We start from the raw sequence: 16,114 nt of genomic DNA, 5'->3' as shown, positions 1-16,114 counted from the left end.
CTAGTGTATTACAGAGTTGAACAACTGCTGTGTCAAAAGCCCCCAGCCGTCTACAAGAACAAAAAGAATAAGCTTAAATGGCATGGAAATCTGAACAGGCGGAAGCATCATCATACCCATTGCCATAAGGATACTCGCGACAACCATATCTATAATAATAAACGGAATATACAGAATGACACCTATCTTAAAGGCAACTGTAAGTTCATGAAGAATATAAGATGGAACCAGAATATAAGTTGGCACATCAGCAAGAGTATTTGGTTTTTCGAGTTTTGCCATATTCATGAACATTTTGATATAGCTGGTGTCTCCAGCCATCTGTTCATACATAAACATTCTCAGTGGCGCTTCTGCTTCGTGATAAGCCTGTTCAATTGTAATTTCACTATTTGAAAGAGGCTTATAAGCATTATCATAAACCTTTGTAAATGTTGGCCACATAACAAAGACTGTCATAAAAAATGCAATTCCGTTAAGAACAGAAGTTGGTGGAACCTGCTGCAAAGAAAGCGCACGTTTTATAAAGTCCAGTACGATTGAAAAACGCAAAAAACAGGTAACAAGAATGAGAATGCTTGGAGCAAGAGTTAATATTGTAAGCAGAAGAAGAAGTCTTACAGAAAATGCAACTTCTCTTCCTGTCTGAGGTTCAGTAATCTGAACTGCAATATTTGGAACTCCTGAACCGCGAACATTCTGGTTCATTTCTGTTGTACCCTGAGTTGAGCCTCGTGGAAAAGTATTTGACTGAGCAAAAACTGTTGTTCCCTGTAAAATAAAAACAAGAACAAAAGCAAGCATAAAAACTTTTTTGATTTTAGTGCCGGCCATATTACTCTTCCCCTCTTTCTTTTCCAGCTGTCAGCATCTGATCAACCTGAGATTCTGTGTCACTGAAAACATTTTTCTGGCCGCCTTTTTTTATAAGAAACATATCAAGGACTTCGGTGAAGCTGGCCGGTTTTTTAGTATTATTCTTTTTATCTGCTGTAAGATTCATTGCTTTGATAAGTTCATCATCATGAATCTCTCCAAGCAGAGTAATATTATCTTCTGTAACACCAATGAGGTAAGCTTTATCTATAAGGGTAATTACTTCTACAGATTTTCCTGGAGCAATGTTGATATAGGCAGCACGGCGAAGATATTCATCATCAGTTTTTACAATATTTGTTTTCTTTTTGATAAACCAGAATACGCCGTAAATAAGACCAACAACAATCAGTAACACAACAATCATTCTTACAAACATTCCAACGGTTGAAGGACCTTTGTAAGTTTGAGCATTTGAGATTCCGTCTGTGGTTGCTGTATCGCTTAATAAAATTGATTCTTCAGAAACTGCAGATGTAACAGTTGAGTTATCTGTTGTTGAAGTTTGAGAATACAATGCAAAAATTGCGGCCATAAATACAATTACAGCCGCAAATAGTTTTTTTGTTTTATCCAATTATTAAACCCACCCTTTTAAAAATTGGTTATATGTTTAGTTCAATTCTGAAACGCGTTCCATTGGAGAAAGGATTTCTGTTACACGAACACCGAAGTTTTCATCGATGACTACAACTTCTCCCTTTGCAATTTTCTTATGGTTTACAAGAATATCTACAGGTTCACCGGCAAGTTTATCAAGCTCGATAATTGTACCTTCACCCATTCCAAGAATATCTTTAATGGTTTTCTTTGTACGACCGAGCTCTACAGTCATTTCCATGAATACGTCCATGATAAGACTGATGTTGCCCTGTTCACCGGCATTAAGGCCTGCCTGAAGGTTTGGATACTGGAGCTGCTGAACATTAGGAACGTTCATTCCCATGTTTACACCCATGTTCTGTGGCATTCCCATTCCCATACCACCCATAGGCATTCCCATACCCATCTGCTGCATACCGCCCATTGGTTGCTGCATTCCCATTCCCATATTAGGCATTGCACCGCCCATCTGCTGCATTCCACCCATTGGAGCGGCACCCATAGCCTGTCCACCGGCAGCTGCAGCATTCATTCCACCAAGATCAATTGGAGTAAGACCAGCTGAATCATCAGCACCACCGCCGAGAGCCTTTGTAAGACCTTCAGCAGCGTCTCCTCCAAGACATTCCCAAAGAGTATAAGCATTTCCCTCATATGTAAGAGGATAACTTGCAAGAACGAAATCTCCCTGTGGGAACATAATCATTGCTTTAGATTCATTAAGAGTTTCAGGAGTTCCATAACCAAGGCCAGAAACTTTACCTTTTCCTTCTACTTCCTGAATTTCAGCTGAGATATGAGTTGCAACAAATTCTGATACTACTGAAAGTACCATATCATCAACTTCTGTTGCTTCTTCTGAGCTTACAAGCTGGAAAATTTTAAGCGCAAATTCAGGAGCCATCAGATAAAGGTGACTTCCTTTTATACCAGCGTTATAATCTGCGTTAATTCCAATTACTACTTCTGGAAGTTTTGACAAAACGTGATCGCGGTTTGTCTGCTCAACTACAGGAGCTTCTGTAGTAAAGGTTACGCTTGTTGTCTTATTAATATTTTCTTCCAGTTTTGGCTTAAGCGCATCAGCAAGTGTCTGAAGAGTCGGAATATCAAAATGATATGAAGGACCATTTCCTACATGTCCTGAAGAGTTTAAACCGTCTATTGCTACGCCCGAAAGCAATGCATCAATTTCATCTTGTGAGATAGCACCATCACTCATAAGTATCTTCTCCTTCTACAGAAAGCTCTTCAAACTCATCTGCTTCAATGTTTTCAATCTTTCCTGTAATTTGAACTGCCATTTTTTTACCGACAACGCCTGGCTGACAGTAAAACTTTTTCTTATTTCCAACGCTAAGAGTCAAAGGATCCCCCACCTTAACGCTTGAAAGACGTACTACATCTCCAACTCGGAGAGAAAGTACATCTCTAATAGACAAATTTATTGTTCCAATTTCAGCAACTACATCCATATCTACAGTTGTGAGCTGCTGTTTAATTGTTCCCAGATACTGTGTTGTTGAACTCTTACGAACAGAAGAGAACCAGAACTGAGATGAAAGTTTTGAAATAATTGGTTCAAGAACGAGGTAAGGAATACAGAAGTTCATCATTCCTTCCTCATCTCCAACCTTTGTTTCCAAAGTAACAAGCACAACCATTTCAGTTGGCGGTACAATCTGCGCAAACTGAGGGTTGGTTTCAATCTGAGCAAAGCGAGGACGAAGGTCAATTACCTGTGTCCATGCTTCACGGATATTTGCAAGAATACGTACAATAACCGTTTCCATTACTTCCTGTTCGATATCTGTAAGGTCACGGTTTTTATTTCCTGTTGTAGCACCACGGCCACCAAAAAGGCGGTCAATCATACAGAAGGTAATTGCAGGGTCTATTTCCAGAACGGCGTTACCTTTAAGAGGATCCATATTGATTACGGCCAGTGTTGTTGGGGTCGGAATAGAACGGATAAATTCCTCATATGTAAGCTGATCTACTGAAGCTACGTGTACATGTACAAGCGAGCGGAGCTGTGCAGAAAGAGAAGTTGTTGTTAAACGCGCAAAGGTCTCGTGCATATTTGAGACCGTACGCAGCTGTTCCTTTGAGAATTTGTCAGGACGCTTGAAGTCATAAATCTTTATTTTGCGGGCACTATTGACCGGCTTAAAGTCATCTGCTTCAGTATCACCCGAACTAATGGCTGTAAGAAGCTGGTCAATTTCGTCCTGTGACAGAACTTCGTTCATGCAACTCCACCTTTATTTAATTTTGCTCTATTACGTCTTTCTGCTGGAATACAACATCACGAATACGTGAGCTGCTCAAAATCTTATCGTTAATACCGTTTTTGATTTCGTTTTCCAGTGCATCTTCGTTATTTGTATTGCGAAGCTCGGCTGCCGTTTTACCACTAAAATAGCGGCGAAGGAATGCCTTAAGCTCTACAGTACGCTGTGTAATTTCTGTAGATGTTGCTTTATCATCCTTTTTATAAGCTAAAGCAACGTCAACACGTACAGTTGCAGGAGGATCATCACATGTAGTTGTCTGGATTATTCCTAAAGAAGTATACCAGTCGTAAATTTCACGCTGGCCAGATACATATTCTTCTGATGTCGGAATTGCAGTTACCTGTGTAGAGTTTTTACTTGTAATTTTTACTGTTACAACAACTACTACAACAATAACAATGATTGCAGCGAGTCCGATAATTATCCATTTAAGAAGGCCGGAAAGTAATCCGCCTATACCACGTTTTTTTTCAGGAGCTGAGCCTGCACCACCCTCTTCGAGGTTGATTTCATCATCGTCTGCCATTTCCCCTCCAGCAAATCAATAACATTAAATATTTTACCATTAAAAATGACCTTCGTCTAGGATAATTATATCCACGCGCCTGTTGTACGCACGACCCTCTGCCGTGTCGTTGGAAAACTTTGGTCTGGTGTCGGAATATCCGGCTACAGAAAAATCATTTTCCCTTACTCCATAATCGGCTAAATAATGAAGAACATTAACAGCTCTTGTAGCAGAAAGTTCCCAATTACTAGGAAATTTTGAATTTTCTGCAACCGGAGTGTTGTCTGTATGTCCTTCAATACGGAATCTTCTTCCTTTTAATTCATCAGAACGGAAGAAATCAGCTAAACGCAACAGGGTTTCACGAGTGTCATTTATATTTAATTCTGCACTTCCTTCTTCAAAGAAATTATCTGAAAGAAGTGTGATAATAAGTCCACGTTCATCACTTGTAATTGTAATTTTATTTGATTTAACATCAGGAGCAAAAAGACTAACTGCCTTCTTTTTTGCAAGACCAAGAGACTTTCCTTTTTCAAGAGAAGGTAATGAGTTAATATTATTACCAAGGTCTGAAAGCTGTCCTGCAGACAAAGAAAGACCACCCGAAGTAGTATCGGTTTCCTGCATTTGAAGACTTTGTGTAATTGTTGCCATCTGTGTGACATCTACTTCCGAAGGGTTATAAAGCATAACGAAGAAGCAGAGCATAAGAGTAATCATGTCACCATAGGTACCTTGCCAGGCTGCTGATGGTTTTTCAGGCTCTTTAGCTTTCTTTCCCATTTTTTTACCTACTCTTTCCTTATCCTTAATTAATCCTTAAGAACATCAGCTTCAATTGCTTTTCTTGCAACTGGGTCAAGATAAGTAAGAAGCTTCTGTGCCATAATACGAGGGTTTTCACCAGCCTGAATTGCAAGTACACCTTCGATAATCATTTCTTTAGAACGCATTTCCTGCGAGTTATGTGCAAGTAATTTTGTAGCAAACGGAGTAATCAACCAGTTGGCCATCATAGATCCGTACAATGTTGTAATCAAGGCAACGGCCATGTTAGGACCGAGTGAAGACTTATCTTCGAGGTTGTTCAACATACCAATAAGACCAAGTACGGTACCCATCATACCAAAACCTGGGGCAAAGCCTGCCCATGCATTGATAAGTCCAACCCATTCCATGTGGCGGGCTTCTACCTGGTTCATTTCATTTTCCATGATTGCACGAATGATATTTCCATCAGTACCGTCGACTACAAGACGAAGTCCCATTTTCATAAACGGATCTTCAAGATCATCAAGTCCATCTTCAAGGGCAAGAATACCTTCTCGTCGTGCCTTTTCAGAAAGGGCCTGCATATTTATTACAATATTTTTCTCACCAAAATCAGGAACCTTAAAGGCCTTGCCCATAATTTTGAACATACCTAAGGCTTTCTTCAAAGGTGCTGCAATGAACATTGCAAAGTAAGAACCACCGATAGTCATGAAAACAGACGGGATATCGATAATACCGCCCATTGTACCACCAGATGTCAATACAGACATGACAATCATGGCTGCACCACCAACAATACCCAGTATAGTTGCTATATCCATTTACAAGACCTCTTGTCTCTCAATACCGATATCTCTCCGGTATTTAATAATTTTTTCGATTAAATCTTCAGGGGAATTTCTGACAATGATTTTACGACCTGACAGCATTGTCAGTGTCAGATCAGGAGTAGTTTCCATACTTTCAATCATGTGCGGATTCACCCAATATTTTTTCCCATCTAACCGCATTACATCAATCATATGTTTGTAATTTCCATACTTTATTAACAAGTATAATTAGTTAATATAATACTTATAATAATTATAATCTTTTTTTTTCATATTTCAATTATTATTTTTAATATATTGCGAAAATATGGCATTTTTTTCACAAATTCCACCTTTTTTTTCAGAGATTTTTGTCTGAGCTTTGTCCATATTATAATTTTTTATTATATAAATGAGTTTGTATGACAAATACTATTCTATATATTATATTATAGGGAAAAGGATTTTTTTTATGAATAGTACACCTTGTATTTATGTAATTGAAGACGAAGAATCTATTTCTAAACTTATTCAGCTTTATCTGACAAAAGAAAAAATGGAAGCAGTAGCTTTTTTCAATGCTGAAGAGGCTTTACAAAAACTCGATGAAGGCTGCAAACCAAACCTTATCATTCTGGATTTGAATCTTCCTGGAATGAGCGGTTTTGATTTTCTCGAAAAGCTTCAGAAAAAATATGAAAAAGAACTCCCTTCAGTAATGATTCTTTCTGCACGTGATACAGATGAAGACATAATTAAAGGTCTTGGTTATGGAGCAGATGAATTTGTTACTAAACCATTCTCTCCAAGTGTTCTTGTTGCACGTGTAAAGGCAAATCTTCGCCGCCAGAGTTTCTTCCTCGAAAAGATGGAGTCGTACATTCAGTTTGGTCCTTATACTCTTTTACTTGGAAGCTGTGTATTAAAAAAGAATGGTCAGAAAATTTCCCTTTCTTCAAAAGAATATGAAGTTCTTGAATTTCTTGTAAAAAATGCAGGCCAGGTAATTTCTCCAGAAAAGATTTATCAGAATGTATGGAAGGTTGAATACGGTGACATTACAGCCGTAGCTGTTTATATTCAGCGTCTTAGAAAGAAGATTGAAGACAATCCTTCTGACTGCAAATATATTAAAACAGAATTTGGAAAAGGATATATTTTTTCGAGTGACTGCATGACAAATAACTGCTAGAATAAAGTTATTATGAAAATTAAAAATCAGTTTTTTATTCTTGCTTTTCTGATTATTTCAATTCCTATTCTTTGCTCTGCTTTTATTATTATTCATACTTATATTCACTCTCCAAACAGATACCTTTTAACAGGTTCGGCTCCACGACAAAAAATTGATCTTCCTTTGTTATCAGATGAAGATTTTTACAATCTTGAAACTTCACTAAAATTACTTCCGCGAGATGTACAGGCAGTTCTTTGCCGCACAACTGATTATAAGATTTTATTTTCATCAATCCCGGAAATTAAAGTTGGACACTATTCAGATAAAAATGAAATCTGGAATTTTGCTTCTCAGACTTCAGATAAATACTTTTATCAGTTTTCAAAGATTCCCTCTGCAGGTCCAGATGTTCTTCTGATCACAAGGCTTTCACTGGAACGAATAAACAGCGAAAAGAAAACAAAGACTTATCTTAAAATTCTTCTTGCCGTAATTCTTATTACAATATCCAGTCTTGTTTTAATTCTTTTTATCTCTAAAGCTATTTTTGATGGTCTTAATAAAATTGAACATTCAAGTACTCAACTTGCAGAAGGACAGCTCAATAAACCAATAACAACTGATATTAGTGATTCACAGAAAAATGAATTTACCAGCATCATGAACAGCCTTGAAAAAATGCGCTGTGAACTTCTTGAAATGCAGGCAAGCAAAAATCGGTTTATTACTAGTATAAGCCACGACCTCAGAACCCCTGTTGCAGTTATTAAAGGGTACACAGAAGCAATAATTGACGGTGTTATCACAGACACAGAAGAAATCAAAAACTCAATGGAGTTGATTCAAAAAAAATCAGCTCAACTTGAAGAAATGATTGAAACTCTCTTAAACTTTATTAAACTTAATAATGCTGAAATTAAAGAAAAACTAATTCCAAATTCAATTACAAAGCTTATTAAAAACTTTTCAAAATATGCTGTAATTACCGGAAAGATTTTTAAGCGCAATGTAAAAACAGATATTCAGCTTTCGAAAGATATTGTTGTTCCTTTTAATGAACAGCTTATTCACCGCTCTTTTGAAAATCTTTTTAGCAATGCCTTAAGATACACTAAAGAGAACGATCTTATTGAAGTTATTGCTTTTCAGGAAGAAAGCGAAAAGCAAAATCATATAATTTTACAGATTAAAGACAGTGGTATTGGTATCGATAAAAAAGACCTGGATCATATTTTTGACATTTTTTACCGCGGTACAAATTCCAGAAAAGAAGAAGGAATGGGCATCGGTCTTTCGGTTGTAAAAAGCATTATGGATACTCACGGCTGGAGCATTTCTGTTTCATCACAAAAGAAAAAGGGAACCTGCTTTACTATAAAAATCCCTTATTAATTTAACACAACTCTTCCAGGAAGCGGTTTAGAAAAAGAATACCTTGCCGGCTCATACACAATCTTCCGTCTGGCCGTCTCACACAAAGCCCCCTTTTCTCCCACTTAGTAAACAGGCTCACAAATTGCTCCGGAAGCTTCTTTCCAAAAGCAGCCTCAAACTCCCCTTCACTTATGCCTGTTAGTTTTCTAAGGCCCATCATAAAAAACTCGAACTCTGAGGTTGGGAGGTCGATGGATTCAGAGAGTTGCGGAAGTTCCAGGGGCAGCCCCCTTCGATTCCGCTCAGTGACCTCCTTGTTCTTCGACTCAGGGATCGCGTTCAGCCAGTACGTAATATAGGCATCTACATCCGTAGTATTCGTCCAGCGAAAGCCGCTTCCATCTTTATTGTACACTGTGCCCGTCGCCCCGCTTCCAGCACCAAGATAGTTTTTATGATTCCAGTAAGTAAGATTATGACGGCATTCTTTTCCAGGTTTGCAGAAGTTTGAAACCTCGTACCACTGGTAACCATGCGTTAAAAGAAAATCCCGGCCGGCAAGCCAGAGCTTATCTGCCTTATCAAAATCATAAGACAAAGTGCCGTTTTCGAGCTGTTTCCCAAAAGGAGTTGTTTCTTCAATAGTCAAAGAATAAAGCGAAACATGTGAAGGATTAATACTGCACACTTGGGTAAGAGAATTAATCAAAGCCTCTTCATCATCTTCTGGAAGACCGGAAATCAGGTCTAAAGAAACCTCTCCGTCCCACGAATCACGTAGAAGTTCAAGCGCCCTTTTGTTAGTCTCTGCATCCGCACGTCTGCAGGCTTTGTTCAACGCTGCATTGTTCATACTCTGAATACCGCAGGAAATACGGTTAACACCACACCCACTCAGAATTTTCAGAAACTCTTCCCTCACATCATCAGGATTTACTTCAACTGTAATTTCTGTATCTGTATTAATTTGTACACAGTTTCTGATTTTTTCAAATAATTTCTGGAACTGATGAGGTTTTAGAAGGCTTGGAGTTCCTCCGCCAATGTAAATAGTATTGAGCCTTGAAATTTTATAAAGGGAAAATCTGTATTCTAATTCATTGCACAGAGCATCAATATAATCATCATATACCTCAGGATATGGCTTACTGAAAAAATCACAGTAAGCGCACTTTGAAATACAAAAAGGTATATGAATATAAAGAGACATTCTAGAAAAGACGGAAATTCTTAAAAGGGAAATAACACATCAAAACTTTAGCCTTGATATCTTCGCTCTTTACAGCTCCCCAAAGGCGTGAGTCATCAGAAGATTTTCTGTTATCTGCAAGCACGAAGTATTCATCATAGCCGAGAGTTATTTCATCAAAAGAACCTTTTACCCCTATTTCTGTATCCCAGTCTGCAGGAGGAACAAAAAATGTTACGTTATATGGGTTCTCTACAATTTCAAATTCGGTAAGAAAATGTTTTTCTCCAGCGGGTTTTATATAGAGAACATAATCTCGCATATAAATTGTATCGCCTGGTATTCCAACAATTCTTCTTAAATGAGGCTTGGTTGAAGGTAAATCTGATTTTTCAAAAATTGAAATCTGCTGTGCTGTAAAAAAGCGGATAAAAATATCAGCCTGTTTTTTGAAAAAGTTTTTAGAAAAACTTTTGCGTTCTTTAAGAAGCACGATATCTCCCCTGCTGTAATTGCTGACTACAGGAGATACCATTACGGCAGATTTTTCAGGCACGTCAGGAATCATAGAAAGAGAATTCTGACATACTGGATATACTAAATAAGTGATTACAATATTTATGAAAATATACAGGCAAATAAAGAAAAGAATTATAAATCCGGTTCTTTTACGTCGTTCTTTTTTTAACTGATATGAAAACATTTCTGCATTACGATTCAAAACTATTTCCTCATTTGTTTGTTAAAATAGCATAAAGTATAATTATTTACAACAGAGTTGCATTTCAGTTATAATATATGGATATGTCAGACAGAAAGATTATTGCAGAAAACAGAAAAGCAAGATTTGACTACTTCATCGAAGATACTTATGAATGCGGTATTGTTCTTGAAGGCACTGAAGTTAAATCTGTAAAAAACGGAAACATCTCATTTCCTGACGCCTTTGCAGAAATTATAAACGGCGAGGTTTGGGTAAAGAATTTTCATATTTCTGAATACTCTTTCTCTTCTATTTTTAACCACGATCCGGACAGGCCTAAAAAACTTCTGCTTCATGCCGAAGAAATAAAGAGACTTACCCGTCGTGTTGATGAAAAAGGCTGTACGCTCATACCTCTGGACTTTTATCTTAAAGACGGCCGCGTAAAAGTTACACTGGGAGTTTGTAAAGGTAAAAAGATGTATGATAAACGCGCTGCTATTAAGGACCGCGACGTACAGAGAGACATTCAGCGTGAATTCGCAGGAAAACTGAGAGGTTAATTTGACGGATAAAAAAGATTTTTTCAAAAAATCAGTAATCATATCCATCATTCTCTTTATTACTACAGCCTTAAACGCTCAAAGTTATAATATTGACTATTACGGCATTGTCTCTACAGAAATCGATGCCAATATGTCTAAAATGACGAGCGATCTTTACTATACACAGCTTTCAGAAATCAATAACTTTTCCGTTTCAGACAGACGCTCATCTCCAAGCCTTTCTGAACGCCCGGATGCAGCAAACTTTTCAGACGGAAAACTTTCATTTTTCACCTTAATCACAAAAGATTCAAAATCTGATAAATGGATTACCACCTACTACGTAGTTGATAAAACCAAAAACGAAGAACATTCAAAGAAAAAAACATACGATTCCTTCTATAAAATACTTATGGAGCCAAAGGACGTATTAAAAGATACCATCAAACAGCTCATTGAAAATGATTCTTCTACTACTGCTATCACTGCATCTATAAATGACACTGGTTCAATCAAAGGAACTTCAATTGCCTCCACAGAAGAGCTTTCTGGAACCTGGGGCGGTGAAGATAATATCAATAAGATTGTAATTATGCGTGGCGGAAGAGGCTTTGTTATTTTTAATAACGGTGCTTCAATGAATATTACAGTAGAACTTTCCGGTTCTGCTGATAACAAAAAGGTTGTAATTACCCAGAAAGGTAATTCAAATGCTTCTTTTTACCCTGATCTTAAGCGAACAGCTGCTCTTTCTGCCGCAGTTTCTGCAAAGCCAATTAAATGGACTCTCACATTAACAGACAACAATACCCTTAAGGGATTAAAAGATACGTTACTGCCCGACGGAGACAGCTATAAAGAAGGCAGCATTTCTGTAATCTGGACAAGATTAAATTAATCTGAATTGCAAAGGATTTTATTAAACCTGAGGAAGATCGTATACAGGAATACCTGTTACGATAGGCTTTTTATTCTTTCCCAATATAATATTTCCACAACTTACATCATAAAGAAAGAAAATCAATGTAAATAAGAGTGCAAAACCAAGACCTACAATTTTACAGATTTTTTCAGAGATGAATTCAGGTTCTTCGTGGCGCAAAACTGTACCGGTATCATACAAAGTAGTCTGAGCAGGACGTAAACCTGTAATTTTTACAAGTTTCTCCCCTTCACTTACATAATCGAGTTTATGAGCATATGAAGCAATTACAGCACGGTCATTCTGGAGGGCCGCAAGCTCAAGTGTAAGCTCGCTGTTGATATTCTGAATTTCAGTAGTCTGACGACTAATCAATCTTTTCTGTTCTTCCATCTGATTATAACAATGAAGACTATTCTGTCCAAAAGTCATAGAAAGGAGAACGTAAATAAAAGTTCCAAAAAAAACTGCTGCTAAATACTTTGCACGATTCATAGATAATTTATTTATCGGTAATAATTTCTGTTTTCTGAAATGAAAACATGTGTTATAATTAAAAAATAAATATAGTAAATATTTCTATTTTTTTTGGCCATATATGCCGATATATAAAGAGTATATTACTATCCGAATGAGAGGAGCTATATGAGTAAATCTGATGACAATACAAATGAACTTGAGAGTTACGGTGTCTGGGTCAAAAATTCAACAGGTAACAGCGAAAATACCGAGACCACTGCAGACACATCGGATGAACTGAATCTTGACGATGGTGGCTTAGATTTACCAGATTTTGACGACTCCGACTTTTCTGATATGTTCAAAGATGAACCAGACGGAGCAGCTTCAAGCGCTCTGGATGATTTTGGTAGTGAAGATGATACTACGCTCAGTACAGACGAGCTTGCAAATATTACAGATGGATTTGAAGTAGAACAGGTAGACGCTCCTTCAGAATCTGATGATCTTGATCTTGGAGATTTTGATATTCCTGACACTACTGAGAGTGAATCTGAAGAAGTTTCAGAAGAAATTAATTTTGATGATATTGCAGATTCAACTGAAACTACAGAAGAAACAGCAGCTGAAGAATCTGCGGAACCTGAAATCTCTACAGAAGACTTTAATTTTGATATTGATGAAAGCACAGACTCTTCAGAAGAAGTTAGTTTTGATATTGATGAATCAATTGAACCATCTGAATCTACAGACGAAGTTAGTTTTGACCTTGGAGAATCAGGCGAGACTTCTGAAACTGCTACTGAAGAAGTTAGCTTTGATATTGATGAACCAGAAACTCAGACAGAAGAAGTAACCTTTGAATCTGATGAAACAGAAGCTCCTGCATCTGAATCAGAAGAAGTTTCTTTTGGTGATGATGAAGAGATTTCACTTGATGACTTTATGGACGGAGGCTTCTCAGATGAATCTGTAGCTGCCGGAAATAACGGTTATGAGCCAGGTGCTGAGCCACAGGCTTCATCATCTGATACTGAAGAGCTTTCTCTTGATGACTTTATGGACGGTGAGTCTTTTGAATCAGCTCCAGCTGAGGCTAAAGAAGCTGAAGTTATTGAAGACGAAGCTCCACTTGATATGGATATCAGTTTTGATGATTCTGCTGACAGTGTTCAGACAGAAGATAATATTTCTCTTGAACTTTCTTCTGATGACGATGATGCAGACTTTGATACAGAAGAAACAGAAACTGTTGAAACTGAAGAAGTTTCAATGGATGACTTTGGTACAAGCTTTACTGCAGAAGAGACCTCTACCCCATCTGTTGCTTCATCAGAAAATATCAATACAGAAGATGTAGATCTTTCTGATTTTGGTATTGATGCAGATGCAGAAGAAACACCAATTGTTCAGAATGTTGAAGAGTCTAAGAAAAAGGACAGTGTTGTTGATTACGACCTTTCTGTTGGAGACGAAAACACAACTTCTGCTCCTGTAGTAAATGAAATTAAATCTGATGTTGTTGAAGAAGAACCTTTAGAAGAAGCCGCTCCTCTCGAACCTGAAACTCCTGCAAATACAACTGCAGTTGACAATTCACTTCTTCAGCAGATTGTTTCTGAGCTTTCTAATCTTAAAGATGAAATGAACAAGCTCAAAACTAACCTTGCAGAAATTAAAACTCAGGAAAATACAGTAAATCCTGCAGCAGTTGCTGTAGCTGCCGGAGCCGCAGGCCTTGCAGCTGGTGCCGCAGCAGCCGCTCTTTCAAATGATGATATTGATCCAGAAAAGGCAGAAGAAGATAAGGGTGGATTCTTTAGCGGAGATGATGAAGATGAAACTATCGCCCTCTCTTTTGATGAGCTTGATAACATCATGAACACAGCCGAGTTTGGTGATACTGTTGAAGCAGAAGCTACTACTGAGGAAGAAACTGTAGAAGAACCAGAAATCACTGAGGCTTCAGAAGAAGCAGTAATTGAGAGTGAGCCTGAAATTACAGAGTCTAGCGAAGTTGCTGTTGAAGAACCAGTAGAAGAGACTGTCGAAGAGCCTGTAGTTGAAAGTGAACCAGAAATCACTGAAGAAACAGATGTACCGGTGTTTGAAGAGAACTCGGTTGATGTTGATATCGAAGAAACAGAAAATACAGAAATAGAAGAAATTGCAGATAATCCGGATGCTACAGTAATTGAAGAATCTATCATTGATTCAGAAGTTGAAGTTTCTGAAGATGAAGAAGAATCTGTAGAAAGCGAAATTGAAAATGCAATTTCTGATGAATCAGATACCTCTCTTGATGACATCACATTTGATGAAGAACAGACAGAAAGCTTTGACTTCTCTGACGAAAATCTTGAAGAACCAAAAATCGACGAGTTTATTCCAGACGGAAACGATGAGCTTTATGAAAATGAAGAGCTTCCAGATGAGATTTCAATTCCTAAGGGAGAAGATCTCCTTGTAGAATCTAACTCTTCTGACTTTATGGATTCTGTAAAAGAAACAACTGATGATGAAGAACCAGCAGCTGAATTCGTAACAGAAGAAACAACGGAAGAAGACACACTGGATCTTCCAGATGAACTTCCTGATGATGTAAATGATACTCCAGATTCTGAAGAAATCAGTTTTGATGATACTGTAGAACCAGAGATTGAAACTGAAATTGCAGATGATGATATTCCAACAGTAGATAAGCTTCTTAGTGAAGATGTTCCAGAAGAAGAAACTGCTGTAGATGAACCAGAAGTAGAAGAAACTCAAGTTGAAGAAGAAACAGTTGTAGAAGAACCTGTTGTAGAAGAACCTGCGGCTCCTTCATTCGCTGAAGTTGATAATCTTGATAATACACTTTCAGAAAGCAACCTCGCTTACCTTGATAAGAACTCAAGTGATGGTGTTTCTGATTCAATTGCAAATGCAGACCTTAAACAGGATATTAAGTCAGTTCTCCTTTATATGGATCAGCTGCTTGAAAACCTTCCTGAAGATAAGATTGTTGAATTTGCAAAATCAGATGAATTCGTAACATATAAGAAGTTGTTCTCTGAATTAGGACTTTCTTAATATGGGACTTCTTTCACGAGCCAGCAACCTGGATAAAGCAGAACATATTCCAGGCCTGGCTTTTTCTGATTTCATAAACAAGCATTCATTAAAAATCTGTGCATTACTCGAAAAACATGCATCAAACTATATTGTTACAAACAGTGTAGGTTTTGATGCACAATCAATTTTTACTGCAACTTCTACAATTGATTTTTGGGCAGGAATCTGTAAAGAAACCGGACATATTTATAATCTTTCCGGAAGTTCTTTAACTCCCCTTTTGCAATTATTTTCTTTTAATCTTAAAGACTCACTTTCAGAACTTTCAGTTTACAAAAACTCCTCTGAACAGATTCTTATCTGTAAAGAAAAGCTTTCAGAAGAAGCAGCTAAAGATTTTGAAAACATTGAAAGCACAGAGCATATAAACAATGTCTATACATTAAATTCTTTATTAAAAAACGGATCTGAGGTTTTGTTATTTAATGTTGATATTGAACAGGCTGTAAAAGAAGTTTATCAGTCAGAAAACAAAGATAATTCTGTAAATTATGATGATTTCTTAAAAGCAGTTTTAAATGAAACTTACAACAGATTTACCTGCATATACAGTATTCCTGATACTACAATCAAGAGCAATCTGCATAGTGTAAAAACTGTATTCATTACAGAAAAAGCATATTCAACAGAATTAATCAAAAATCATATTGTCTTGAACCTTAACGATTTATTTAATGAGGCGTCAGACAAGCTTAAGATTAATTTTGTAGATAAAGCAGATTCCTGCGAGAAAATACAATCCTTTTTACAGGTGGAGTAAT

At 37.2% G+C, this 16,114-nt stretch carries 17 protein-coding genes; 6 read left to right on the top strand and 11 right to left on the bottom strand.

Translation table 11 applies throughout. From position 1 onward, the window contains the following. Genes fliP through BM161_RS03380 form a run of 8 tightly spaced genes read right to left on the bottom strand, consistent with a single transcriptional unit; the run spans position 1 to position 6,083 of the window. Positions 1 to 834: a flagellar type III secretion system pore protein FliP gene (fliP, locus tag BM161_RS03415; RefSeq protein WP_143090493.1), complete on the bottom strand. Its 834-nt coding sequence runs from the start codon at positions 832 to 834 to the stop codon at positions 1 to 3. Between the two features lies 1 nt (position 835). After that, entirely contained in the window at positions 836 to 1,453 is a 618-nt protein-coding gene (locus BM161_RS03410; RefSeq protein ID WP_074930543.1) for a FliO/MopB family protein, read from the bottom strand. A gap of 36 nt (positions 1,454 to 1,489) precedes the next feature. Then, positions 1,490 to 2,701, bottom strand: coding sequence for a flagellar motor switch protein FliN (gene fliN / locus BM161_RS03405; protein ID WP_074930537.1), 1,212 nt, complete (start codon positions 2,699 to 2,701; stop codon positions 1,490 to 1,492). Further along, positions 2,694 to 3,731 carry a flagellar motor switch protein FliM gene (fliM, locus tag BM161_RS03400; protein WP_074930536.1) on the bottom strand — a complete coding sequence of 346 codons (1,038 nt, stop codon included), beginning with the start codon at positions 3,729 to 3,731 and terminating at the stop codon, positions 2,694 to 2,696. Before fliM ends, fliN begins: the two co-directional genes overlap by 8 nt. A gap of 16 nt (positions 3,732 to 3,747) precedes the next feature. Beyond that, a complete protein-coding gene (locus BM161_RS03395) occupies positions 3,748 to 4,302 on the bottom strand; it encodes a flagellar basal body-associated FliL family protein (RefSeq protein WP_074930534.1) in 555 nt (184 codons plus the stop codon). Positions 4,303 to 4,341: 39 nt separating this feature from the next. Continuing rightward, complete coding sequence (gene motB, locus BM161_RS03390) at positions 4,342 to 5,070, bottom strand: flagellar motor protein MotB (RefSeq protein WP_074930522.1); 729 nt, start codon at positions 5,068 to 5,070, stop codon at positions 4,342 to 4,344. Between the two features lie 29 nt (positions 5,071 to 5,099). Continuing rightward, the gene (locus BM161_RS03385) at positions 5,100 to 5,882 is read right to left on the bottom strand and encodes a motility protein A (protein ID WP_074930520.1); all 783 of its coding nucleotides are present in this window, start codon (positions 5,880 to 5,882) and stop codon (positions 5,100 to 5,102) included. Further along, positions 5,883 to 6,083 carry a flagellar FlbD family protein gene (locus BM161_RS03380; RefSeq protein ID WP_074930519.1) on the bottom strand — a complete coding sequence of 67 codons (201 nt, stop codon included), beginning with the start codon at positions 6,081 to 6,083 and terminating at the stop codon, positions 5,883 to 5,885. 259 nt (positions 6,084 to 6,342) lie between these two features. Here BM161_RS03380 and BM161_RS03375 point away from each other — a divergent pair, with 259 nt between their 5' ends. Further along, positions 6,343 to 7,062, top strand: a complete 720-nt coding sequence (locus BM161_RS03375) for a response regulator transcription factor (RefSeq protein WP_074930518.1) — start codon at positions 6,343 to 6,345, stop codon at positions 7,060 to 7,062. Between the two features lie 12 nt (positions 7,063 to 7,074). Next, positions 7,075 to 8,439 (top strand): HAMP domain-containing sensor histidine kinase, encoded by a 1,365-nt coding sequence (locus tag BM161_RS03370; protein ID WP_074930517.1) that lies wholly within the window; start codon positions 7,075 to 7,077, stop codon positions 8,437 to 8,439. Between the two features lies 1 nt (position 8,440). Here the strand turns inward: BM161_RS03370 and hemW are convergent, their stop codons facing one another. After that, positions 8,441 to 9,631 carry a radical SAM family heme chaperone HemW gene (gene hemW, locus BM161_RS03365; protein ID WP_074930516.1) on the bottom strand — a complete coding sequence of 397 codons (1,191 nt, stop codon included), beginning with the start codon at positions 9,629 to 9,631 and terminating at the stop codon, positions 8,441 to 8,443. Position 9,632: 1 nt separating this feature from the next. Continuing rightward, positions 9,633 to 10,313, bottom strand: a complete 681-nt coding sequence (gene lepB / locus BM161_RS03360; RefSeq protein WP_074930814.1) for a signal peptidase I — start codon at positions 10,311 to 10,313, stop codon at positions 9,633 to 9,635. A 95-nt stretch (positions 10,314 to 10,408) separates the two neighbouring features. On the opposite strand from lepB, the gene smpB reads away from it, so the two are divergent. Both smpB and BM161_RS03350 read left to right on the top strand, forming a co-directional pair. After that, a complete protein-coding gene (smpB, locus tag BM161_RS03355) occupies positions 10,409 to 10,876 on the top strand; it encodes an SsrA-binding protein SmpB (RefSeq protein WP_074930515.1) in 468 nt (155 codons plus the stop codon). A 1-nt stretch (position 10,877) separates the two neighbouring features. Next, positions 10,878 to 11,756 carry a TP0183 family DNA metabolism protein gene (locus BM161_RS03350; RefSeq protein WP_074930514.1) on the top strand — a complete coding sequence of 293 codons (879 nt, stop codon included), beginning with the start codon at positions 10,878 to 10,880 and terminating at the stop codon, positions 11,754 to 11,756. Positions 11,757 to 11,777: 21 nt separating this feature from the next. Here the strand turns inward: BM161_RS03350 and BM161_RS03345 are convergent, their stop codons facing one another. Beyond that, entirely contained in the window at positions 11,778 to 12,275 is a 498-nt protein-coding gene (locus BM161_RS03345) for a septum formation initiator family protein (protein WP_074930512.1), read from the bottom strand. 150 nt (positions 12,276 to 12,425) lie between these two features. Here BM161_RS03345 and BM161_RS03340 point away from each other — a divergent pair, with 150 nt between their 5' ends. Both BM161_RS03340 and BM161_RS03335 read left to right on the top strand, forming a co-directional pair. Further along, the gene (locus BM161_RS03340; protein ID WP_074930511.1) at positions 12,426 to 15,311 is read left to right on the top strand and encodes a midas domain-containing protein; all 2,886 of its coding nucleotides are present in this window, start codon (positions 12,426 to 12,428) and stop codon (positions 15,309 to 15,311) included. A gap of 1 nt (position 15,312) precedes the next feature. Next, positions 15,313 to 16,113, top strand: a complete 801-nt coding sequence (locus BM161_RS03335) for a hypothetical protein (protein ID WP_074930509.1) — start codon at positions 15,313 to 15,315, stop codon at positions 16,111 to 16,113. The last annotated feature ends 1 nt before the right edge of the window (position 16,114 follow it).

Source organism: Treponema bryantii, assembly GCF_900113965.1.
GTDB classification, from domain to species: Bacteria; Spirochaetota; Spirochaetia; order Treponematales; family Treponemataceae; genus Treponema_D; species Treponema_D bryantii_A.
This window is presented reverse-complemented; position numbering and strand designations above follow the sequence as displayed.

Excerpts from the sequence above, each read along its gene's own strand:
- lepB (WP_074930814.1), bottom strand. The coding sequence starts at position 10,313 with ATGTTTTCATATCAGTTAAAAAAAGAACGACGTAAAAGAACCGGATTT.
- BM161_RS03340 (WP_074930511.1), top strand. The coding sequence starts at position 12,426 with ATGAGTAAATCTGATGACAATACAAATGAACTTGAGAGTTACGGTGTC.
- fliP (WP_143090493.1), bottom strand. The coding sequence starts at position 834 with ATGGCCGGCACTAAAATCAAAAAAGTTTTTATGCTTGCTTTTGTTCTT.
- fliN (WP_074930537.1), bottom strand. The coding sequence starts at position 2,701 with ATGAGTGATGGTGCTATCTCACAAGATGAAATTGATGCATTGCTTTCG.
- BM161_RS03385 (WP_074930520.1), bottom strand. The coding sequence starts at position 5,882 with ATGGATATAGCAACTATACTGGGTATTGTTGGTGGTGCAGCCATGATT.
- smpB (WP_074930515.1), top strand. The coding sequence starts at position 10,409 with ATGGATATGTCAGACAGAAAGATTATTGCAGAAAACAGAAAAGCAAGA.
- fliM (WP_074930536.1), bottom strand. The coding sequence starts at position 3,731 with ATGAACGAAGTTCTGTCACAGGACGAAATTGACCAGCTTCTTACAGCC.
- BM161_RS03345 (WP_074930512.1), bottom strand. The coding sequence starts at position 12,275 with ATGAATCGTGCAAAGTATTTAGCAGCAGTTTTTTTTGGAACTTTTATT.
- BM161_RS03370 (WP_074930517.1), top strand. The coding sequence starts at position 7,075 with ATGAAAATTAAAAATCAGTTTTTTATTCTTGCTTTTCTGATTATTTCA.
- BM161_RS03395 (WP_074930534.1), bottom strand. The coding sequence starts at position 4,302 with ATGGCAGACGATGATGAAATCAACCTCGAAGAGGGTGGTGCAGGCTCA.
- hemW (WP_074930516.1), bottom strand. The coding sequence starts at position 9,631 with ATGTCTCTTTATATTCATATACCTTTTTGTATTTCAAAGTGCGCTTAC.
- motB (WP_074930522.1), bottom strand. The coding sequence starts at position 5,070 with ATGGGAAAGAAAGCTAAAGAGCCTGAAAAACCATCAGCAGCCTGGCAA.
- BM161_RS03375 (WP_074930518.1), top strand. The coding sequence starts at position 6,343 with ATGAATAGTACACCTTGTATTTATGTAATTGAAGACGAAGAATCTATT.
- BM161_RS03380 (WP_074930519.1), bottom strand. The coding sequence starts at position 6,083 with ATGATTGATGTAATGCGGTTAGATGGGAAAAAATATTGGGTGAATCCG.
- BM161_RS03335 (WP_074930509.1), top strand. The coding sequence starts at position 15,313 with ATGGGACTTCTTTCACGAGCCAGCAACCTGGATAAAGCAGAACATATT.